The sequence below is a fragment of the Butyrivibrio sp. XBB1001 genome (assembly GCF_000424505.1).
Taxonomy (GTDB): Bacteria; Bacillota; Clostridia; order Lachnospirales; family Lachnospiraceae; genus Butyrivibrio.
Map to the genome: position 1 here is coordinate 318490 of NZ_AUKA01000001.1, position 21307 is coordinate 339796.

Annotated in this window: 15 protein-coding genes and 1 tRNA gene; 4 read left to right on the top strand and 12 right to left on the bottom strand. The window is 38.4% G+C overall.

Annotated features, from left to right (window positions below; all coding sequences use genetic code 11):
• Nucleotides 1–225: 225 nt before the first annotated feature.
• Nucleotides 226–1728, bottom strand: coding sequence for a UxaA family hydrolase (locus G631_RS0101390; RefSeq protein WP_026487909.1), 1503 nt, complete (start codon nucleotides 1726–1728; stop codon nucleotides 226–228).
• Nucleotides 1729–1967: 239 nt separating this feature from the next.
• Here G631_RS0101390 and uxaC point away from each other — a divergent pair, with 239 nt between their 5' ends.
• Together uxaC and G631_RS0101400 are read left to right on the top strand one after the other, a co-directional pair.
• Entirely contained in the window at nucleotides 1968–3386 is a 1419-nt protein-coding gene (uxaC, locus tag G631_RS0101395) for a glucuronate isomerase (protein ID WP_026487910.1), read from the top strand.
• Between the two features lie 4 nt (nucleotides 3387–3390).
• On the top strand, nucleotides 3391–4413 hold the full coding sequence (locus tag G631_RS0101400; protein ID WP_242829041.1) for a LacI family DNA-binding transcriptional regulator: 1023 nt from the start codon (nucleotides 3391–3393) through the stop codon (nucleotides 4411–4413).
• Between the two features lie 120 nt (nucleotides 4414–4533).
• On the opposite strand, the gene G631_RS0101405 is transcribed toward G631_RS0101400, so the two are convergent.
• On the bottom strand, nucleotides 4534–6192 hold the full coding sequence (locus G631_RS0101405; RefSeq protein WP_026487912.1) for a glycoside hydrolase family 9 protein: 1659 nt from the start codon (nucleotides 6190–6192) through the stop codon (nucleotides 4534–4536).
• A 38-nt stretch (nucleotides 6193–6230) separates the two neighbouring features.
• On the bottom strand, nucleotides 6231–7871 hold the full coding sequence (locus G631_RS0101410) for a hypothetical protein (protein WP_026487913.1): 1641 nt from the start codon (nucleotides 7869–7871) through the stop codon (nucleotides 6231–6233).
• Nucleotides 7872–8091: 220 nt separating this feature from the next.
• Here G631_RS0101410 and G631_RS0101415 point away from each other — a divergent pair, with 220 nt between their 5' ends.
• Complete coding sequence (locus G631_RS0101415) at nucleotides 8092–8727, top strand: hypothetical protein (RefSeq protein WP_026487914.1); 636 nt, start codon at nucleotides 8092–8094, stop codon at nucleotides 8725–8727.
• Between the two features lie 204 nt (nucleotides 8728–8931).
• On the opposite strand, the gene G631_RS0101420 is transcribed toward G631_RS0101415, so the two are convergent.
• The 5 genes from G631_RS0101420 to G631_RS0101440 all read right to left on the bottom strand — a co-directional run bounded on the left by G631_RS0101420 (nucleotide 8932) and on the right by G631_RS0101440 (nucleotide 12762).
• On the bottom strand, nucleotides 8932–9798 hold the full coding sequence (locus G631_RS0101420; RefSeq protein WP_026487915.1) for an ROK family protein: 867 nt from the start codon (nucleotides 9796–9798) through the stop codon (nucleotides 8932–8934).
• A 74-nt stretch (nucleotides 9799–9872) separates the two neighbouring features.
• Nucleotides 9873–10997 (bottom strand): tRNA 2-thiouridine(34) synthase MnmA, encoded by a 1125-nt coding sequence (gene mnmA / locus G631_RS0101425; RefSeq protein ID WP_026487916.1) that lies wholly within the window; start codon nucleotides 10995–10997, stop codon nucleotides 9873–9875.
• Between the two features lie 37 nt (nucleotides 10998–11034).
• Nucleotides 11035–12009: a calcium/sodium antiporter gene (locus G631_RS0101430; protein ID WP_026487917.1), complete on the bottom strand. Its 975-nt coding sequence runs from the start codon at nucleotides 12007–12009 to the stop codon at nucleotides 11035–11037.
• A 259-nt stretch (nucleotides 12010–12268) separates the two neighbouring features.
• Nucleotides 12269–12445 (bottom strand): bacteriocin, encoded by a 177-nt coding sequence (locus G631_RS20835; protein WP_155833852.1) that lies wholly within the window; start codon nucleotides 12443–12445, stop codon nucleotides 12269–12271.
• Nucleotides 12446–12691: 246 nt separating this feature from the next.
• A tRNA-Gly gene (locus tag G631_RS0101440) sits at nucleotides 12692–12762 on the bottom strand.
• Nucleotides 12763–12894: 132 nt separating this feature from the next.
• Here G631_RS0101440 and mscL point away from each other — a divergent pair.
• Complete coding sequence (gene mscL / locus G631_RS0101445) at nucleotides 12895–13377, top strand: large conductance mechanosensitive channel protein MscL (protein ID WP_051196708.1); 483 nt, start codon at nucleotides 12895–12897, stop codon at nucleotides 13375–13377.
• A gap of 128 nt (nucleotides 13378–13505) precedes the next feature.
• Here mscL and G631_RS0101450 read toward each other — a convergent pair whose 3' ends face one another.
• The 4 genes from G631_RS0101450 to G631_RS0101465 form a co-directional block, all read right to left on the bottom strand.
• Complete coding sequence (locus G631_RS0101450; RefSeq protein ID WP_026487919.1) at nucleotides 13506–15671, bottom strand: cellulose binding domain-containing protein; 2166 nt, start codon at nucleotides 15669–15671, stop codon at nucleotides 13506–13508.
• Nucleotides 15672–15982: 311 nt separating this feature from the next.
• Complete coding sequence (locus tag G631_RS0101455; RefSeq protein WP_026487920.1) at nucleotides 15983–18415, bottom strand: ABC transporter substrate-binding protein; 2433 nt, start codon at nucleotides 18413–18415, stop codon at nucleotides 15983–15985.
• Between the two features lie 17 nt (nucleotides 18416–18432).
• Complete coding sequence (locus tag G631_RS0101460) at nucleotides 18433–19686, bottom strand: ABC transporter permease (protein WP_026487921.1); 1254 nt, start codon at nucleotides 19684–19686, stop codon at nucleotides 18433–18435.
• A complete protein-coding gene (locus tag G631_RS0101465) occupies nucleotides 19686–21287 on the bottom strand; it encodes an efflux RND transporter periplasmic adaptor subunit (protein WP_026487922.1) in 1602 nt (533 codons plus the stop codon). Before G631_RS0101465 ends, G631_RS0101460 begins: the two co-directional genes overlap by 1 nt.
• Nucleotides 21288–21307 lie beyond the last annotated feature (20 nt).

Below are 21307 nucleotides of genomic sequence, written 5' to 3' on the forward strand. Positions count from 1 at the left end.
CATGTAAAAAATCACAACAATTTTTTTAATAAACTGTGAACGAACGTAAAATCACACGTTGTTTTATACAACAGTTTACACAATGTAACCGGTTTCCATTTGTGCACTTTGTATATTTGACAAAATAAAAACAATCACATAATGCTCTACTTTTGTCAATTATTGCTTACAAAATAAACAACATGCATAATGCACTTATTTTTCCGTAAGTCCTTACATTTATTATCAGAGGGTTACTCCTCTCTTCCATATAGCCATATCATGGAAGCCCGCAAGTTCGCTCTTTAGCTTTTCGCCAGAAGCTGTACGCAGGATCTTGTCAAAAAGATCATCAGTTAGTTCTTCAAAACTCTTTCCCTCAAGTATCTGTCCTGCTCTAAAGTCAATCCAGTTACTCTTTTTGTCAGCGATTGTATTGTTACTTGCAATCTTCATAGTAGGAACAGGGCATGCAAAAGGTGTTCCTCTTCCTGTTGTAAAAAGAACTATCTGAGCTCCTGCACTTGCAAGTGCTGTCGCAGCGCAAAGGTCATTGCCAGGAGCACATAAAAGATTAAGCCCCTTTACATCTGTCCTCTCTCCGTATTCAAGAACATTCATGACAGGATAATCTCCAGACTTCTGAGTACAACCAAGAGACTTATCTTCAAGTGTTGTAATACCGCCTGCCTTATTTCCAGGAGATGGATTTTCATAGATAGGTTCGCCCTGTTTGGTGAAATAATCCTTAAATCCATTGATCATGCTGACTGTGGCATCAAATGTTGCCTCATCCTTACATCTATTCATAAGGATAGTCTCTGCGCCGAACATCTCTGGAACTTCTGTAAGAATAGATGTACCACCACACTCTACTATCCTGTCAGAAATTCTACCAACCAGAGGATTAGCTGTTATCCCTGAAAAGCCGTCACTTCCACCGCACTTAAGGCCTATAACAAGCTTTGAAGCATCCACTTCTTCTCTTTTATCATTGGAAACAACATCAATGATCTCTTTTAAAAGTTCAAGGCCCTCTTCCATCTCGTCATCTGATTTCTGAGAAACAAGGAACTTAACTCTGGACTCATCAACATTACCTATATATGGCTTTAATACATCAATATTACTATTCTCACAGCCAAGCCCAAGCACAAGAACGCCTCCAGCATTTGGATGATTGATAAGATCTGCAAGTATTGTTCTTGTGTGTTCCTGATCATCACCTGTCTGTGAGCAGCCATAGTTATGTGTAAAGGCAACTACTTCATCAACACTTCCCTTAACAAATTCATTTGCCTTTTTGGCAAGGGCTGTAGCAATGTTGTTGACACATCCAACAGTAGGAATGATCCATACTTCGTTTCTAATTCCAACCTTGCCATTTTCTCTTACAAAGCCCTGGAATGTTCTCTTCTTGGTGCCCATCTGCGCAATCTTTTTTTCTATATCTTTAGTATCTGGTTCATATTTATAATCAAGGATTCCCTCAAGGTTAGTCTTGATATCATGAGTATGAACCCATCTGCCAACCTTAATACCCTCTGTAGCATGACCGATAGCATATCCATATTTGATCACATTCTCATTATTACCAATATCCTTTATAGCTATCTTGTGACCAGCAGGAATTTCATCTAATGCTACAATCTCTCTTCCATCTGAAAGAGTAATCTTCTCACCCTGTGAAAGAGGCTCCAAACATACAACAACGTTATCTTCTGGATGAATCTGTAAAAATCTGCTCATATAACCTACCCCTTGTTTCATTTTTGTTACATAATGTAAGCGTTTACAATTCCAATATATAATCATATATGCCTAGAGTCAACAAATTTTTCTATTGTATTTACTAGGTTCGTCTTGTATAATAATTTTGTCTATTTTTATGAAATCGCTTACATATTTTTTTACATTTTGTAAGTCTTGTAGGACTAGTTTCACTTGCTAATAACTACTTAATTTAATAAAATTCGGAGGTAAATGGGATGAAAAAGTTCATGGATGAAGACTTTTTGCTTCAGAGTGAAGCTGCTAAAAAGCTTTATCACAACTATGCTGAAAACATGCCTATTCTCGATTATCATTGTCACATCAGCCCCAAGGAAATTGCTGAGGATCGTCATTTTGACAACATCACTCAGGTTTGGCTTGGTGGTGATCACTATAAGTGGCGTCTTATGAGAGCATTTGGTCTTGATGAGAAATATATGACCGGGGATGCTTCAGACAAAGATAAATTCCTTATGTTTGCAAAGTGCCTTGGCAAAGCCGTAGGCAATCCATTATATCACTGGGCTCATCTTGAGCTTCGTAAGTACTTTGGTTACAACGGAGTCCTCAATGAAAAGACAGCTGAGGAAGTATACGATATCTGTAATAAGGTTCTTCAGCAGCCAGACATGGGTGTGCGTAAACTTATCAAGATGAGTAACGTTACACTTATCTGCACAACTGATGACCCTGTAGATAGCCTTGAATGGCACGACAAGATCAAGGAAGATACTTCTTTTGATGTTAAGGTTCTTCCTGCTTGGCGTCCAGATAAGGCCAAGAATATCAGAAAGCCAGAATTCGTTTCATATCTTGATACCCTTTCCAAGGTAAGTGGTGTTAAGGTTGATTCATTCGCAAGCCTTAAAGAGGCTCTTAGAGTAAGACTTGACTTCTTTGCTTCAAAGGGATGCAATGTTACTGACCATGCTCTTGAGTATGTAATGTACCGCCCTGCTACAGATGAAGAAGTTGAGGCTATATTTGCCAAGAGACTTGCTGGCCAGGATCTTTCTTATGAAGAAGATCTTAAGTATCAGACAGCATTCATGCTCTTTGAAGGTGTAGAAATTGCCAAGAGAGATTGGGTAATGCAGCTTCACTTTGGTTGTAAGCGTGATAACAACACTCCTATGTTTGAGAAGCTTGGTCCTGATACTGGTTTTGATACAATTGACGCTTACTATCCTATGGGTGAGCTTGCTGATTTCCTCAATGCTCTCCACTGTAAGAAGAGCCTTCCTAAGACTATTCTTTACAGCCTTAACCCTAATGATAACAAGATTATCAACACAACCCTCAACGCCTTCAACGAAGGCCCTGTAGTAGCCAAGATTCAGCAGGGAAGTGCCTGGTGGTTCAACGATACTAAGATGGGTATGGAAGATCAGCTTGCTTCTGTTGCTGAATCAGGAAACCTTTCAGGATTTGTTGGAATGCTCACAGATTCCAGAAGTTTTACTTCCTATACAAGACACGATTACTTCCGTAGAATTCTTTGCAATTTCCTCGGAAACTTCGTAGAAAACGGTGAATATCCAGAAGAGAATCTTGATATTCTCGGAGAGATTGCTGCTGATATTTCCTATAATAATGCAGTAAGATATTTCAAATTTCCTTTAGAAACGAGATAATAATATGAGTAATCAGATGACAATTTATGATATTTCCAAAAAAGCTGGCGTATCAATTGCCACTGTCTCACGAGTATTAAATGGTAGCACTAACGTTAAGCCACGTACCAAGAAAAAGGTAATGGACATCATCGAACAGTATGGCTATAAGCCCAATGCTTTTGCAAGAGGTCTTGGTCTTAATTCCATGAAGACAATTGGTATTCTGTGCGCGGATGCTTCCGACCTTTATCTTGCAAAGGCAATCTACTTCATTGAGCAGAACCTTAGAGAGAATGGTTATCACTCTGTTCTGTGCTGTACCGGATATGATATGAACGCCAGAAAAGAGTCCCTTAATCTCCTGCTCTCTCAGCATGTTGACAGTGTTGTAATGGTAGGTTCTAACTTTATCATGAACAATGCAGAAGACAATCAGTATGTCAAGGATGCTTCTGCTTCTGTACCTATAATGCTGTTGAATGCTGACTTTGACTGTCCTAATGTTTATTGCACCCTTTGCGATGATTACAAGGCAACTCAGGACGCCACAGAGAAAATGCTTGATGCCGGGCTCAAGAATATCCTTTACTTATACAATAGTAATTCATATTCAGGTCTCAAGAAGCTTGCAGGATTCCAGAACGCTCTACTCACACACGACATTCCTCTTAAAAAGGAAATGCAGCAGTGTTTTAAGGGAAGCCATGAAGATATAGATGGTGTAAAAAACTTTGTTGAAAACCTTTATAAAAAAGGAATCAGGTTTGACGGTATTGTTACCAGTGATGATTTCCTTGCAGTTGGAGCAATGAATTTTGCAAGAGCAAATAACATCAATGTTCCCAAGGATCTTCAGATAATCGGATATAATAATTCCATTTTAACCAAGTGCTCAGAACCAGTTATTTCTTCTATTGACAACCGTCTTGAAGATATGTGTATTCAGCTGGTCAAGACACTTATAGGTACTCTCTCATCCAACGAGATGCCTCAGAAAACCATTTTCTCAGGTGAGCTCATTAAGAGAGGATCCACATCTTTCTAAAAAGTAAAAGAGAATCTTTTCAGTTAAACTAATGAAAAGATTCTCTTTTTTTATCTAAATAATTATCTAATTCACTCTATTATTTGCTATCTGCCTAAGGCTATATAGTAAACGGAAGATTTATCTAGCGTTTACTGTAGAAAGAAGCCCAGCCATAACAAATACAAGTGGTGAGTTCCAATAAATAGTGATCTCATTAAGTGAATAGCACTCTACGTGATCTAAATAGCACTTCATTGGAGGAAGGTTCTGACCGCGAAGGCTCTGAGCACGCTCATCATGAAGCCCTGAATTTGGTCCACCAGATACAAGTCCTGGCCATGGCTCTTCAATATCATCTACAGCTGTCGGACGAAGATGAGGATTCTTAAAGGCCTTCTCTCCGTTTCCTGTAACATAGCTGATATCCATACTATTGCAGCCAAGAATATAGTCAAGTCCGGAAGTGATAGCATTATAATACTCTTGTTTGAAACTCATAGTATTAGCAACACTAAGCACCATCATGTATTTAAGAAGTTCCATGTTGCTGCCCCAGATAAAGTCTTCCTTGGCCATACACAGATTAAATCCATTTCTTGAAGCTACATCACATAACCTGTCAGCCTCATCAAAGAAATACTTCCTAGCCTGCATTGTAAGAGCATTATCCTCTTTTTTAAGAATAAGGGACATACATCCAAGTCCGGCAACTTCAGCCCAGCCAAGGCTTGAAAAAACTCCGCAGTGATAAAGCTTATTCTCAGCCTTTTTATCAAACTCCTCTACTCTGTTTCTAAGTTCTAAGGCATCGCTATAGTACTTGCCATCTGATGTTGCTTCGTACAAAGCGCAAGCAGCCCAAAATCTGTTAGAGCCATCTTCAGCCTCGTCATACTGGCCAGTATTAGAACCTTCAGGGTTAAAGAAAAGCTTCTCCTTGGGATTATCCAAAAGCCACTTATAAGCAAGAAGAGATTTCTCCATTAGCTTGTCTGCATAGGCCTTGTCATAATCCTTGTAGATTGTATGGGCTAGAGCAAATACAGCTGCTATATCAGCTGTAGCAATTGAAGACGTTGCAAAGAGGAAAAGCTCGTTTTTATCATCCTCGGGCATAATAAAATCTGCATGATTAAAGGTTGTTACCTTATGCCATACTGATCCATCCTCTCTTTGCATCTTCATAAGAAAATCAAGTTCAACCTTGACCTCAGCCAGAATATCAGGCAGATTCCCTATATCACCCTTAACCTTAGGGATATCAAACTCAACCTTAAGAAGATTATCAAAAAATCTTACGCCATAGAGAAGATGTGCAACAGCCACAGCTCCGGCTGTAGAGTATCTGCCATAGTCTCCGGCATCGTGCCATCCGCCTGTTACATCAACAGGTGGAACATCCTCCCCATAGACAGTGGCCTTACTCATATGACAGGGCTTATGGTAATACTTACCTGCATGTTCTTTATCAAGAGCATCTCCGCAACGAAGGAAATAGAAGCATTTACAGATATCTTTCATGAGTTTATCATAAACTCTGTCAGATATTTCAAATGTAAGGCTCTCTTCTCCTCCAGCCAATACCTTGTATCTGCCATTTTCCTTTAGTTCTGAAAAATCCGCCACGTAAGTGTCTTCACCAGATATCTCATCTTTTCCAAAGTGTGTTACATCCCCCTTAAAGACAGATTCCCCCTGATCTGAAATCACTTCAAATTCAGGCGTTTCAAAAGTAAGCACCGCTTTCTTGGCACTTTCAGGCAAAAATCCAACCTGATCAATTAATACTTTTTTCACCGTAATTACCCCCAACTAGTAAATTGTTTATATAGTCACTATTCTATTTTAACAGATTCGCCCCCTATTAGAACATAATGATTTTGATAAGAATCAACATGATAATGTAAAAGATCTTTTTCATCATCTGGTTCATCTATCAAAAGAGTGTTTTCAAGAACAAGGGCACTTTTTGTGCTAAGCGGATCATAACTATAAAGCGATGCCCCATTCTGGTAATAAAGCTTATGATCAGCCCTTGAATATTTGATTATAAGCCCTTTGTAATCATAGTTATTATCTAACCTATCAACCAAGGTATAATTTCCGTTACTTCCATCATATAGATATATTTCTAAATCCGTTGTCAGAATGTATAGTTCATTATGATTTTCATTAGAAACAACCCTTTTAGGCTCTATTTTCTTTTCAAGATTATGGGAATCAGTGGCGCCCGCTGAATAAACAGATCTATGCAATAGACCATCATCACTTTCATAATAAAATGTTGTGATAGCATCATCGTAAAAGCTTAAATAACACTCCCTGGGTCTACCAAAAATCTCTATGCAGTTCATATCGTTATTGAAATATATAGTTTTTTTATCGCTAATGAAACCAAATCCGCCAAACTCTCGATCCGTGATTATTTTTATGTTAGGATTTTTACTATTTGGAGAAAAATAATCCTTAGCAAAATATAATGAATTTTTTTCTGACTCAATTACCTTAATCTTTTTTTGATTCTCCGAATAATAATATGTATTTCCATACTGACCATAGATCATCTGTTTCATGTCTCTGCTAAAAACAGCAAATGAATAGTTCATTTTATTGCCAAGATACTGATTTTTGCCATTTTTATATATACTGATATAGTAATCAGGGTTTTTATCATTTGAGCCGGTAACCTTCTTTTCACAATACACTGTCTTACCATCAGAAGATACATACCTTGGATAATCAAGATTCCAATACGCATCACCAACATTAAAGCTATACATATGCTTACAATTATCTTCAAGGTCCCACACAGTTACCTTGTTAGATTCTCCAAGTGACAGTGCTGCAAAATAACGACCGTTTGGAGAAATAGCCCCTCTAGAAACATCCTCGTCATGGAAATGTACTAATTCGCAGATATCTTTATTAAGATCATAAAGATATAGGTTATTTTCTCTTGTATATTTGCCTGTAGGAGCCTCCTTAATTACAAATATCCTGCTTCCATCAAGGCTCATCCCTGCATCTTCAACTTTTTCAGAAATAAGTGTTTTCTCAAGGTCAGTGTTATACAAGTAAAGTTCGTCATAAGTGGTAAGGATAAGCACGCGTTTTCTTGATGCATCAGTACAAACCTTGTATGAGGTGTAATGGGGATTTGAATAGTTGGTCTCTATGGTATCTTCTATGATATTTACTTTTTTACCATTGCTGCTAAAAAGGTAATCCCCATAGACTGTTACAAAACACTCATCCATCTTCCAAAGTGCTTCACCTGTAGCCTCGTGAATTTGCTCTTTTTCATAGATAGCTTCCTGTTCTTTTTTATGATTATATAAAACTATGCAGATAACTAACCACACCGTGGCAATGACAAGAAAGATCAATCCGATTCTTATTAACTTTATTCCTATTTTAGAACTCTCTTTCTTACGAATAATCTCTTTCTTTTTATTCGTCTTTTTGTATGATTTCAAGTGATTCTCCCTCCATGATCACATATCTAACTACATCGCCAGTTTCAACTTTAGCATATCCAGAATCTGGCAATTCTTCTTTTTTATCTATATCTTACTTTTGACAGAGTATAAGTTTATCAGCATAATTTTATACTTTCAAGCGGCGCTAATCTTTACAAGTAGCCGTATATCCAGTAATCTAGTCACATAAAAGTCTATTATTCCATGGGGGAATCACATGATATCAAAACTACTTAATGCTATTTCAGACAAGTATCCACTTATAGAAAAAGGCGCATCAGGATTTGATGGAATAAAGGTTAAGGGCATGAAGTTTGCCATTAATTCCTATGAAGCAAAAGGTCTTGGGCATGTTTCAACCATGTGCGCCAAGGGCTTCTTTGGACTTATGAAAATGGACACTCTCATCATTACACCCAAATATAAAGATCTTCCTCTTTTTTCCTATGACAGAATAAAAGCTATGGGCAATGATAAATTATACGTTGAGTTCTATGACACCTGCGTTGAAGGACCTAATTTAAAAGCCATTGACGACCTCTTATCCAAATACAGCGATATTCCTAAGGCTGAAGCTAAAAAGCAGTGGTACGATGACATAAAGCTATCTCAGACCACTACATTTGTAGGTAAAAAGAAAGATAGCGATTCTTTTGATAAGATGGCTCTTGAATTTATGAACGCCTTCGTTTGTATCGATGCAAAAGATGTCACAGATCACGAAACAAAAGAAAAAAAGACATCTGTCTACGTTGACGGTCTTCTTAATAATGGTGGTCCTGCCACAGACGTATTTCTAAATGCAATGGGAAAAGAAAAAACAACTGAGCTTTTCAAAAAAGTATTATTCTGATCATAAAACCCGTCCTGAGATTATCTCAAGACGGGTTTTTAGGAATGTACAGATTTTGGTGACTTCAAATAGAAACCCGCACTAGCTGCGGGTTTCGTAAGAAAATGATACAAGAGGAAAACAAGCCCTGCAGCGAAGCTGCCTTTAGATGGCTTGTTTTCTAGATTTTTGACATAAAATGGCAAAAATCTATATCTTTTCAATTTACTGAGCATCAATTGCAAGTTTGATTGCTCCCATAATTCCCTGATCATCATTTAAGCTAGCAGGAACAATGTATTCATCGAGGTTCTCAAGAGTCTTCGTGTTAATGTATCCAGCCATCTTATCCTTAAAAACATTTCTAATAAGGGGAAATAGCTGCAACTGATGCATTACGCCACCTCCCAAAATTATCTTCTGAGGGCTGAGAGTCATGCAGAAGTTTACAAGGGCAGTTCCTATATAATCAGCTTCTAGTTCCCAAACCTTTGAGTCATCAAAAAGTTCCTTGGCACTCTTTCCCCATCTTTTCTCAATAGACGGACCAGCAGCAAGGCCCTCAAGGCAAGCCTTGTGATAAGGGCAGACACATTTTCCCTTATCATCAGATCTTTTCTCAATAATAATGTGACCAAGCTCTGGATGGAGCATACCATGGAGGAGCTTACCATTGGTCATAACGCCTCCACCAATTCCTGTTCCAATAGTAAGGTAAATAGCGTCTGTAAGCCCCTTGGCGCAGCCATAGGTGATTTCTCCAAGGAGCGACCCATTAACGTCTGTATCAAAGCCTACAGGCACTCCAAGAGCGTCCTTGATGCAGCCTACTATATTAAAGTTCTTCCAGGCTGTCTTAGGTGTTGATGTAATATATCCGTAGGTCTCAGATTTCTTATCAAGGTCTATAGGTCCAAAGCAGGCAACTCCAATAGCCTTTATATCCTTGTCCTTAAAGTAATCGATGATCCTAGGCATTGTCTCATCTGGTGTAGTAGTAGGAATAGAAACCTGCTCTATAATATGTCCATTTTCATCCCCAATTGCACAGACCATCTTGGTTCCGCCAGCCTCTAATGCTCCATATAACATAGCTTTACCCCCAATTATTGTTTTTCTCATATTTTAAAAGTGATATTCAAACTAAATGAATATCACTTTTAATTTCAATTATCACCTACAGAATCTATAATACCACCACCAAGGACAATATCGCCATCATAAAGTACGCAGGACTGACCTGCAGTGGCGGCTCTCTGTGGCTCGTCAAATACTACCCTTGCCTTGCCTCCGTCAAGTAAAGAAACTGTAGCAGGCTGTTCCTTGTGCTTATACCTTATCTTGGCGCTGCATCTAAAGTCTTCTGCCGGCATATCTCCTGTGATCCAGTGAAACTCCCTGATCACAAGTTCTCTTTTAAATAAATCCTCATTATCTGCAAGGATTACTTTATTATTCTCAACATCAAGCTTAGTTACATAAAGCCTTCTGTCTGCCGGAATACCAAGGCCTCTTCTCTGGCCAATCGTGTAATTTATGATTCCGTCATGTTTTCCAAGGACATTTCCTTCTTTATCGACAAAATCGCCCTTTGGATACTCTTTTTCTCTATATCTTTTTATCATTCCAGCATAGTCACCATCAGGAACAAAGCAAATATCCTGGCTCTCACTCTTATGAGATGTGACAAAACCATATTCCTCAGCAATTCCGCGGACCTCTGGCTTAGTAAATTCACCAAGAGGAAAAAGAGTGTGCCGAAGCTGCTCTTCAGAAAGGTCGTATAAAACATAGCTTTGGTCCTTGTTAAGATCCTTAGCCTTAAGAAGATAAAAATGTCCATCTCTTTCTTCTATTCTGGCATAATGACCTGTAACAATGTAGTCACATCCTAGCTCTAAAGCCCTTTTATAAAGACTGTCAAACTTAAGATATTTATTACATCTGATGCAAGGATTGGGTGTCTCTCCCCTCTCGTAGCTACATACAAAGGGCTCAATTACCTTGTTCTTGAACTCCGCCTCGTAGTGATAAATATTATAATCTATTCCAAGCCTGTCACAGACAGCTCTTGCATCCTTGGTATCTTCAATACTGCAGCAGGTGCCAAGAAGATCAAGACCTACCATGTCATTTTCATATAGACGCATAGTACAGCCAACGCAATTATATCCCTTTTTCTGAATAAGGGCCGCTGCTACCGAACTGTCTACTCCACCACTCATGGCAATAAGAGCTGAGCCTTTTTCAAGCTTTTTGTCTTGTACTGATCTAAATTCAAAATCTTCCATACTTATACCAATAATAACTTAGTTTGTATCTGCTATCTTATCTTACTATAGCAAATGCAACCTGCGCTACGTAAATTAAAATCATGATAATGCCTTCTGGCCTGTTTAATTCTCTCTTGCTTCTAAGGAAGAAATATGTAGTGATCATCATTACAATAAGAATAATAAGGTCATAGAAGGATGCAAAGTTAACAGCAACAGGATGAAGTGTTGCAGATGTTCCAAGGATCAATAGAAGGTTAAAGATATTAGATCCAATAACATTACCAACTGCAAGTCCAGTTTCCTTCTTGGTTGCTGCAATAACTGATGTAACAAGCTCTGGAAGTGATGTTCCAAAAGCTACTACTGTAAGACCAATAAGAGTCTCGGTCATTCCAAGGGCTCTTGCAATTTCCTTGGCAGAGTTTACGACAAGGTTACCACCAATTACGATAGCTACAAGTCCGCCCAAGATAAAGAGTGCACACTTCCAAACAGGCATAAGCTTCTCATCTGATTCTTCTGTCTTGTTCTCCTTGGCAGCCTTGATAAGCCAAACCATATAAGCAACAAAGAGAACTAAAAGAACGATGCCCTCTACTCTTCCAATAACACCAGCCTGATCAGCCATGTTATGACCAAGGATATTACCTGAAAAAACAGCTGATGAAAGTGTGAAAAGAAATACAACTACTGTTGCGATGATCGAAACAGGGAAATCTCTGTGGAAGATCTCTTTACCACCAGGAACTGTACAAAACAGAGCGCAGGCTCCAAGAACCACAAGCAGATTGAACATGTTGGATCCAACTACATTACTGATAGCAATCTCATTGGATCCTGCAAGTGCAGCTGTGGAACTGACAGCAAGCTCTGGAGCGCTGGTTCCCATGGCTACAATAGTAAGACCGATGATAAGACTTGGTACTCTGAATACCTTGGCAAGAGAAGCTGCTCCATCAACAAAAAAGTCTGCGCCCTTTACAAGAGCAACAAAACCAACAACAAGTAACAATAAGTTTAATAACATATTTTCCTCCTTAAAATATGCAGAAAAAAAGAGACTTTTTTCCACAACAAAAATTGTGGTAAAAGTCTCGCTAATTATAACATATCCCGAGGATTACTCCTGTGCTGACGATATATGTTACATGTATTTCTACATGCCAGCTACTCCCTAATACCTTTTGAAATTATATCACTATAACAAAAAATATGAAACTGAATTTTTTATGAACTATCTTAGTTTATATCACTGTTTTCCAGTCAAAAGAAAAAGAGCTATAGTCTTAGCCTTCAAAAGTATGAAGAGTTTTGCAAAATGGACATTTAGCCATTGTCACATCCATGTTTACTTCAAAGTTCTTACTACACTTTTTGCAGGATACTTTCATGAACTTGATCTTCTTGTTGGCTCCACCAGTGATGTTTTCAAGTTCTGTTTCATTTAAGATTTCTGTATTCATTTAATGTTCCCCCTTAGCGATGCTTAGATTCATATATCTATTTTATACGAATATACAAACAAAATGGAAAAAAACGCGGTATAGTTTCAAATTTACTTTCCTGCTGAATAACAAGCGATGCATACAAGAATTGCTGCGCAATTCTTGTCCGCGCTTTGGCGCGGTATAAAGAAAGCCCAACATGAAAAACTTTGCAAATAAATTTGCAGTTTTCATATTGGGCTTTCTTTGCATCGCTTGTTATTCAGCAGGATACGGGAATCGAACCCGCCTCCTCAGCTTGGGAAGCTGATATACTACCGATGTACTAATCCTGCACATTTGATATAGTCGACTATTTAATAGTAGCTAAATTATGGTATAATTTCAAGTATGAATTGTACAAATTCTAGTAACCATCAGACTTTTTGGGGAACACAAACTGACGATTTGTGTAGAAAGCAGGAGAAATGACAGACAAAGTAAAAAAAGTAGCAGGCAAGGGCAAAAGCCTTGCAGGGGAATTCCGTGAGTTTATCATGCGTGGCAATGTAATGGACATGGCAGTCGGTGTTATCATCGGCGGAGCTTTCCAGAAGATCATCTCTTCACTTGTGGATGACATTATAATGCCAGTAATAAGCCTTCTCACAGGCGGAATTGATTTCAACAACAAGTTTGTTGTACTTGATGGCGGAAGCTACGCCACATTAGAAGCAGCCAAGGAAGCTGGAGCTGCAACTCTTAACTATGGAACTTTTATCACAGTTGTTATCAACTTCATCCTGATGGCACTTGTGATCTTCCTTCTTGTTAAGTTCATGAACAGTGTATCCAACAAATTTGCCAAGGAAGAGGCAGAAGCACCCAAGACAACAAAGATTTGCCCTAAATGTAAGAGTGAGATCAATATTGATGCAACAAAGTGTCCTTGCTGTACTTCCGATCTTTAAACTTAGAATTGTAATATATCAATTCGGCTTTAATATTTTAGATTATTGTTTTTCCTCAGAAAAACGGCTACCGCAAAATCAATTGCGATAGCCGTTTTCTTTATTTTATGAGAAAGAGATATTTGCTATTACTCAAGAATATAATCAAGAGTAGTGAATGTTCCTGTTCCCTGAATTCCAAAGAATGCGCTGCCACCTGCATTGATAGTAGCATTCCATGACTCAGGAGTAATTACATAGTAGTCGCCTTCTGTAGCAACCTTAACGCACCAGCTATTATCAATTGTGAGCTGACTCTTTTTAAGCTTTAGTGTCCAGTTATTTACTGTGCTCTTACCGTTGTTAACAACTGCCATGTTGATTGTAAATGAACCCTGTCCATTTACTGTATAATCAAGTGCAAGATCATCATTAACTACAACAGGCTCTGGATCTACTGGAGTTGGATCTACAGGTTCTGGGTCAACTGGTGTAGGATCAACTGGTTCTGGATCTACAGGCTCAGGATCAACTGGTGTAGGATCCTCAGGCTGTGGCTCGTCTTTAACTTCGCCTTCAGCAAAGATTTCAATAGAATCCTTAACATGTGATGAACCCTGGAAACCAAATTCTACTGAACTTCCAGCTTCAATTACTCTGTTCCATTCAACAGGAGTAACTACATAATAGTCGCCTTCTTCTGTAATGTTTACATTCCAGCTAGCATCGATGCCAACATCGTTCTTGTTGATCTTAACTACCCAATCTTCTGCCTTCTGGCTTGAAGAGTTAGTAACCTTTACAGATACCTGATAACCTGAACCCCAGTTATTTACTGAATACTCTGTTGTTAAGCCCTTAGCAACTGGCTGAGGGTCAACTGGTGTAGGATCTACAGGCTCTGGATCAACAGGTGTAGGGTCAACTGGTTCTGGATCTACTGGTGTAGGATCAACTGGTTCTGGATCTACAGGCTCTGGCTCTTCCTGACCATCCTTAAGGATTGACCAAGAATCGAAATCAATTACGCCATGCTTTGGAACAAAGTACAGATCATAATTTCCGTGAAGGTCAGGGAAGTTAAGATATACTGTTGTCCACTCATAATCTGAGCAAGGAATGTTGAGGAATGCAAGTCTTGGTCCATATGTATCGCCATCATGGATTTCAAGAACATGAGAACAATCTGACTTGTAAGTGATCGCAATCTTTGAAGCGCCATCAAATTCTACATTCTTAACAACGTATGTTACTCTTGGTCTAAGTCTCTCAACATATGTTCTTCCATCAGCAGTCTTAACATCGAGCTTTTCCATGATAGTAGCATCTTCTGCTTCAACTGTTGTATATGGATTTATCTTATCTGTTACAACTGGTTCTTCTGGATCTACAACTGGCTCATCTGGATTTGGCTTAACTGGAGGAGCCATAACCTTCCAGGAGTCAAAAAGAACTGTAGCACCCTGAAGTGCAGCTACAAAGTAAAGGTCATGTTTGCCTGAAAGGTCCATATTAACCTTAATTGTCTTTGTAGTGAAATCGCCAGCAGAAAGCATGATGTTTGAAAGAAGCTCTCCATCTGGAGCGTCAACTCTTACTTCAAGAACTGCTGGCTTATAAGCCTTACCTGTTGCAACAATAGCTGCAACACCATTTGAGAAATCTACATTCTTGGCACAAACATATCCATTTGAACGGATAAGTGTATATGTTACATCGCCATCCTGAGCAACAATTGCTGCCTTCATCTCAGCAGAATTCTCAGCTTCTACTGTTTCATAAGGATCAACATCACCATATACTGGAGTAGGTGTTGGTGTAGGCTCTACTGTAGCCTCAGCTTTCTCAGCTACCCAATAATCTGCTGTAGCATCACCAAAAGCTCCGACAAAAGCAAGTGTATGCTTTCCTTCAATACTCTTTTTAACAGTATAAGTGATTGTCTTATATTCTCCCTTAGTGTTTCCAATCTTGAAATTAGCTAATACATCTCCATCAACGCCGCCTTCTCTTACTTCAATAACAGAAGGAGTATCAGCCTTGGCTGTAAGAGAAATTTTGGATAAGCCTTCACTAAAATCAACATCCTTAACAAGCCAGTAGTCCCCAGCTTCTATACTTGAAAGTGTTGTTATCCTCTGTCCATTATATACTTCAGGAGTCTGAACAACGCCTTCTCTTCCAAAGTTTAGTTCTGCCTGAACTGTGCTGTAAGGATCAATCTTAGGAGCAGCCAATGCTGTAACCGAACTACTTGCTACAACTGCAGATGCAGATAATAACCCGCAAAGAAATAAAGATATACCTTTCCTCATACGATAAAAACCCCCTATTAGTTTTTATTCTCGTTTAAAAAGTACAATGTTTCTAAGCGCTTAAACGTTTTCGTTACTCGAGTGACTAAATTGTAACAATTAACGTAACAAATGGCATGTCAGATATTGCTACCCGCATGCCATTTATTGCTAATTTACAGAATTTTCGTAACTTTAGGCGCTTTCACCATTTAGATAGGGTCTAATTTGTGCATTTTTCAAAAAATTCCGTAATAATATATTTATTTTTCGAAATATTTACAGCTAAAATATTGTTTTGTAGTTAATATTCTGTCTTTTTTCGTTTTATATTAACTATTTTCATTTACATAGATTGATACTCTACTCTGTATAATATCAGCAACTTCCTTGGCTGTTTTCTGTCCACTATAGAAGGCAGAAGCCTCTTCTGTGATGATGCTATCAATACTATCGTTACTGCTATAAACCTGATTCAAGGATTTGATGAAATTAGTTACTTCTGCAACTTCCTCTAAAGACATAGGTTCAAGCTTTATTTCCTCATCACCCCTATAGTAGTAATCATCATATTCTACCTTTTCGTCGCCATCCATATAAAACGGCTTCTGAGTTGCCAGCTTTCCGCTTTCCTCAAAAGCAGCTTTAGTGATAGGGAATTCATAAACCTCTTTCTGATATTCATCAGAATAGAATTTCTTGACGAAATCCCAGGCTGCATCTTTATTCTTACTCTGTGCGCTTACAGCAACTCTAAGAAGCGGATAAATGCTCGAACTATTAACTCCTAGTTCATTAGGATATCCAATCATGGTTACATCTGAGCCAAAATATCCCTTCTTATACTGATTGTAAGCTCTAAATGAATTAATAGATGTTATGTTGAACAGAGCCTCATCATTAAGATAAGCTGTATCCTTAACAGTATCATAAGCACTATCTGGTATCTCTTCCATGAAGTTCTTACTATACTCAAGGAAATTCACAAAAGACTCGCTGTCAAAGTGACAGGTCTTGTTTTCCCAATCGATATAATTTTTACCAGCATATTTAAGTCCCTCATCAAGAAATGCACTTCTTGGAATAATTCCAAAAGCATACTGCTGATTTACTCCAGTCTCTTGAATAAGCTTTTTGCACTCATCAAATGTAATTGTATCTTTACCCTCTACATATTTAGTCTTTACAAGCATAGTCCCTATCATAAATTTAGGAACAACCTGATAAGTCTTGCCATTTGTTTTTAGAGCGTCAAAAACATTTGTGACCATATCACTTTCAGATATATCAGGATCTTTTTCAAAATATGGAGTCAGATCAAGGAACAGTCCTTTATTGATATAACTATCTACGGGCATCTGATTGCCAATAATTATAATATCGGGAGTATTACCAGATATAATATCCATATTGAACTTATCAGCGCCAGCGCTATCTGAGCCTTCTTCATTATCGAATGCAGAATAATCTACAAACTTAATCTTATAGTCATTGCTCTTTTGATTAAAATCATAGACCAATCTTCTAATATCATAATCAATATAGTATCCGCCAAGTGTGAGTATCTGTTTGTCTTTAACCTGCTCTGGTGGAATCTTATTAAGTCTGTAAAGATGGAAGTTATACTCCTCATCTGGTATACAAGCAAGGAATTCCACATCACTTATTGCAACAGCAAAGCTGGTAGAATTTGTAAGCTGAATATCAGAATCAACATAATCTAAAATTTTGGTCTTGGTGTCGGATGCAGCGTCATAGCCATAAAAGGCTGTGTTATCGCTGATATACAGATCATATCCGTTTCCACCAAAAAATGAATAATCACCATTTCCCAAAACCTTTGAAGGCTCGCCAATCTTTCCATCTTTAGGGTCAAAAGTGCTAAGGCAATATCCTGTATCTCCATAGTAGCTAACAAAAAGCTTGCCATTAAAGCCTTTCTGGAAGTAGTAATACATGTACTGTCCTGCGTTGTCTACAACTGTCTTAAAGCCATTTTCCTCTGAATAGGTAAAGATTCCCTTTTCCATTGAAAACAGGATAATTCCATCATCTGTTACAGTAAAATCGTGAACATCAAAGTAGTCTTCATCGCTTGCGAATTCTTTCATTAGGTCAACCTGATAAAGAAGCTTTCCCTCAGAGTCGTACTTAACAAAATAGCTTTCCTGCTCAGAATCTACTATTTCTTTATCTTCTTCATTTTCAGAAACCTCTTCAGAAGTTTCCTCTGAAGCTTCTTCCAAGGCTTCTTCAGAGACTTCTTCAGAAGCTTCTTCTGATTTTTCCTCCGCAGCTTCTTCGCCTGCATGGGCTACACCAATCTCTCCATCTTCTGAAGTCTCATCCGCAGGCTCATCAGATGTCTCTTCGTCCTCATATTCATAATTGTACTTATAGCAGACAGCATAAACATTACCATCCTTATCAGGGCAAGTATTCTGATAATACATATTATAAGCTGATGGAATCTTAGTGGTCTTTAGATCTGATCCATCAGGATTAAATGTATATACATAAACATAATCATCTTCTGAAGAAGAAACGGCATAAACTCTGTCTCCAATAGCCCCTATTCTGTTAATGTTTTCTGGTAAGCCATCAATATCAACAGCATTAACCGAAAATACATGATCTTTTGAAGCTTTTGAAGCTTCTTCTAAAAGCTCGTTATCTGGCTTTTTTTCTTTTCCACATCCGGTAAAAGAAAAAGCTAAAGCCATGGCCATTCCTATGCACAGGCCTCTTTTTAAATAACCTTTCATTTTCATAATCTCCTCTCTCATTTATCATTATTTTGCTTTTGTAGCAGTTTCTTTTGTCTGTCAGATTCAAAATCATATTTCTTATCTGCCAGGTAATTAACAATACCTCTTACGGTCCATTTTTTATTCCGATAAGCAAGTACTACCAAAACCGCCAATATTACACTTATAACTACTACACATACCGTTCTTACAAGATTTAAAAGAGCAAGAATATCCTCATAACCTCTTGCAAGATTTTCCCAATAAGGATAAAAGATTGGCTTATCCCACATACTTCTTTTTCCAAAATTTCTGGATACTTCCCAGAGTTTGAAAAAAGAAAATCTATCAGAATTATCAACTACTGTAATATACTGATCATCGTATCCAGAGCTGGTCTTAATTATCTGGGCAGCGATACCATCTACAGGGCTTGGCATAACAGCTTCATAGCAGTTGATTCCGCCGATGTTTGCCTTACTTCCATCCTCAGAAAGATCAACCTGGCTTGTCTTACCACTTAGTATCTCGCCATATCTTGAAAGGGAATCATATGACATATATACGATACTCTTTGATAATCCGGCAGCATCTTTTAATTTTCCTTCCTGCCTTTTGACGACGCCCGAAACATAATGATTGATTCCACCTATAGTTACGCACTGCCCTATGATATCGTTTGAACCAAAAAGCTCCCATGCTAGCTGCTCATCGATAACTATCTTATCCTTCATCACATCATCAGGCATAAAATAGGATCCAGCCACAAGTTCCATAGGATGGAAAAAGAAAAAATCCCCATCAACACCTATTGTATCAACGTTCTCAGCATTCTTGTTTTCAAAACTTAATGTTGAAAGTCCCTGAGCACTGTAGCAGCTATTATACAAATCTGATATGGCGGAAGCCTCCTCCTCTTTTGGAGTATTCTCATGTCCTATATCTATAGTATCAACTATTTCCTTGCCATCACTTTGAGTATCTTCCTCTACATCAGGCATGACACCAGCCTTTTGCAATTCCAGCTCCATGGTATATTCAAGTTTTCTGATCTCGCTAGGTGTAATCTCTCTATCCTCGGTAAAAAAAACGCTTACCTGAGCAACCTTGCCATCATACTCCCAGCGACTTGCCCCGAGCTGGTCTGGAAGACCTGCAATAATTACTCTGCTGATAAGACCAAGCACCAGGTCAATAACCAAAAGGCATAAAACAATGATAAGTACTATATTTCTTTTCCTATTGGAAAAGAATTTTTTAATATATCCCCATATTTTTTCAAAAATCATTAGTTATTTGCAAGCCTCACCTGTTCCCCTGACTTAACAGGCTTATTTGATGTGGTAATAACGTACTCATCACCATCAAGTGCTGCTGTTATAGCTGAATAATTGTCATCAGAAGCAAGAACATCCACGTCAACCTTGGTAGCAATATATCTGTTTCCAAGAGGGCTTGATTTACTCTTAACTACAAGAACAAACTTGCTGGCAGTACCTGTCTTTATTGCACTGTTTGGAACGACCATGTCATAATCAACTGATCTCTCTCCGATAGCAAGAGATATAGACTGCCCAGGAGTAATATCCTTACTCTCAACCTTAAATGTTAAAAGCTTTCTATTTGCTGGATCTGTCTTGTCGTTTTTGATTGAAATCAGTGTAGCCTTGAAATCATCGCCAAACATCCATGCATTCTGAGGCTTTGCAGCATCACCTATCTTTAATTTCTGTGCCTGCTGATTAGTAACAGAAAAGCTTGTTGTCATGTCTTTTCCATCAACCTGAATAACTGCAGCAGCTTCATCAGCATTTATAGTTTCGCCAGATGCCTTGGCAAGTGAAGAAACAATTCCTGCAACAGGAGTCTTGATCGAAGCTCCTACAGACTCTTCTTCAAGCTTGGCAATCTTTTCCTTAAGTTCCTTTATCTTATCTCTCTGCTGGCAAAGAGAAATCTCTGTCTTAATGGCAGTTGTGACCTTAGTCTTTTCTTTTTCTGCATCCTCAAGCTGCTTCTTGGCTTCAGTCTCATTAGCTGTAGCTTCAAGAATCTTACTATCATAGCTAAGCTCTATCTGGCTCTTATAAGTAGCAAGCTCAGTCTGCTCTCTCTTATTATCCTGAGTATCAAGATTCCACTGCCTCTCAGCATTTTCCTTATCTTCCTTGGACATGTCAGAGCCTTCGATCTTGGCAATCTCATAAGCAGCCATAGCATTTTCATACTCATAGGTAAGCTTGTTATATTCAATTGCATTAGCATCAGTTGTCTTTAATTTCTCAAGATATTCCTTGGACTTGGTTGCAGCATCTGCAAGGGCCTTAGCATTATCGTAGGCTGTATTTACCTCTTTAAGCTTAAGCTGATAAGAGTCCATTGTAGCTGTGCTTCCGCTTCTAACTCTTGAAATAACATCATCTGGAACATCTCCTGAAAAAAGAGCCTGCTCATAAGACGTCTCAGCATCATCAAGCTTTTCCTTGGCAGACTTAAGCTCCTCAGACTCATTGTCCTCAAGGTAATAGATAACATCGCCAATCTCTACGTGAGCGCCTTCCTTAACAGCTACTCCAGTGATCTTTCTGGTCTCCTTAACTGTAATATTGTAAGGATCCTCAGCACTGACCGTTCCTGACCCTCTTATCTGAGGACTGATAGAGCCATAGGAAATACTCTGAGTTGCCACCTGAGGCAGTGAATAATTCATAATGGTATTTGAAAAGAATGTAAGAAGCAGCATCACAGACAAAAATCCGATAGCAACATTCTTTATCATATCCTTTTTATTTACAGGCTTTTTATCCTTTTCTTTTGGCGCAAGAGCTGAAGTTCCATCAGTCTCTACCACTTCAACAATCTCTTTTTCATTATCCTTAAAATCTGACATTTCTATTAACTCTCCCTTTT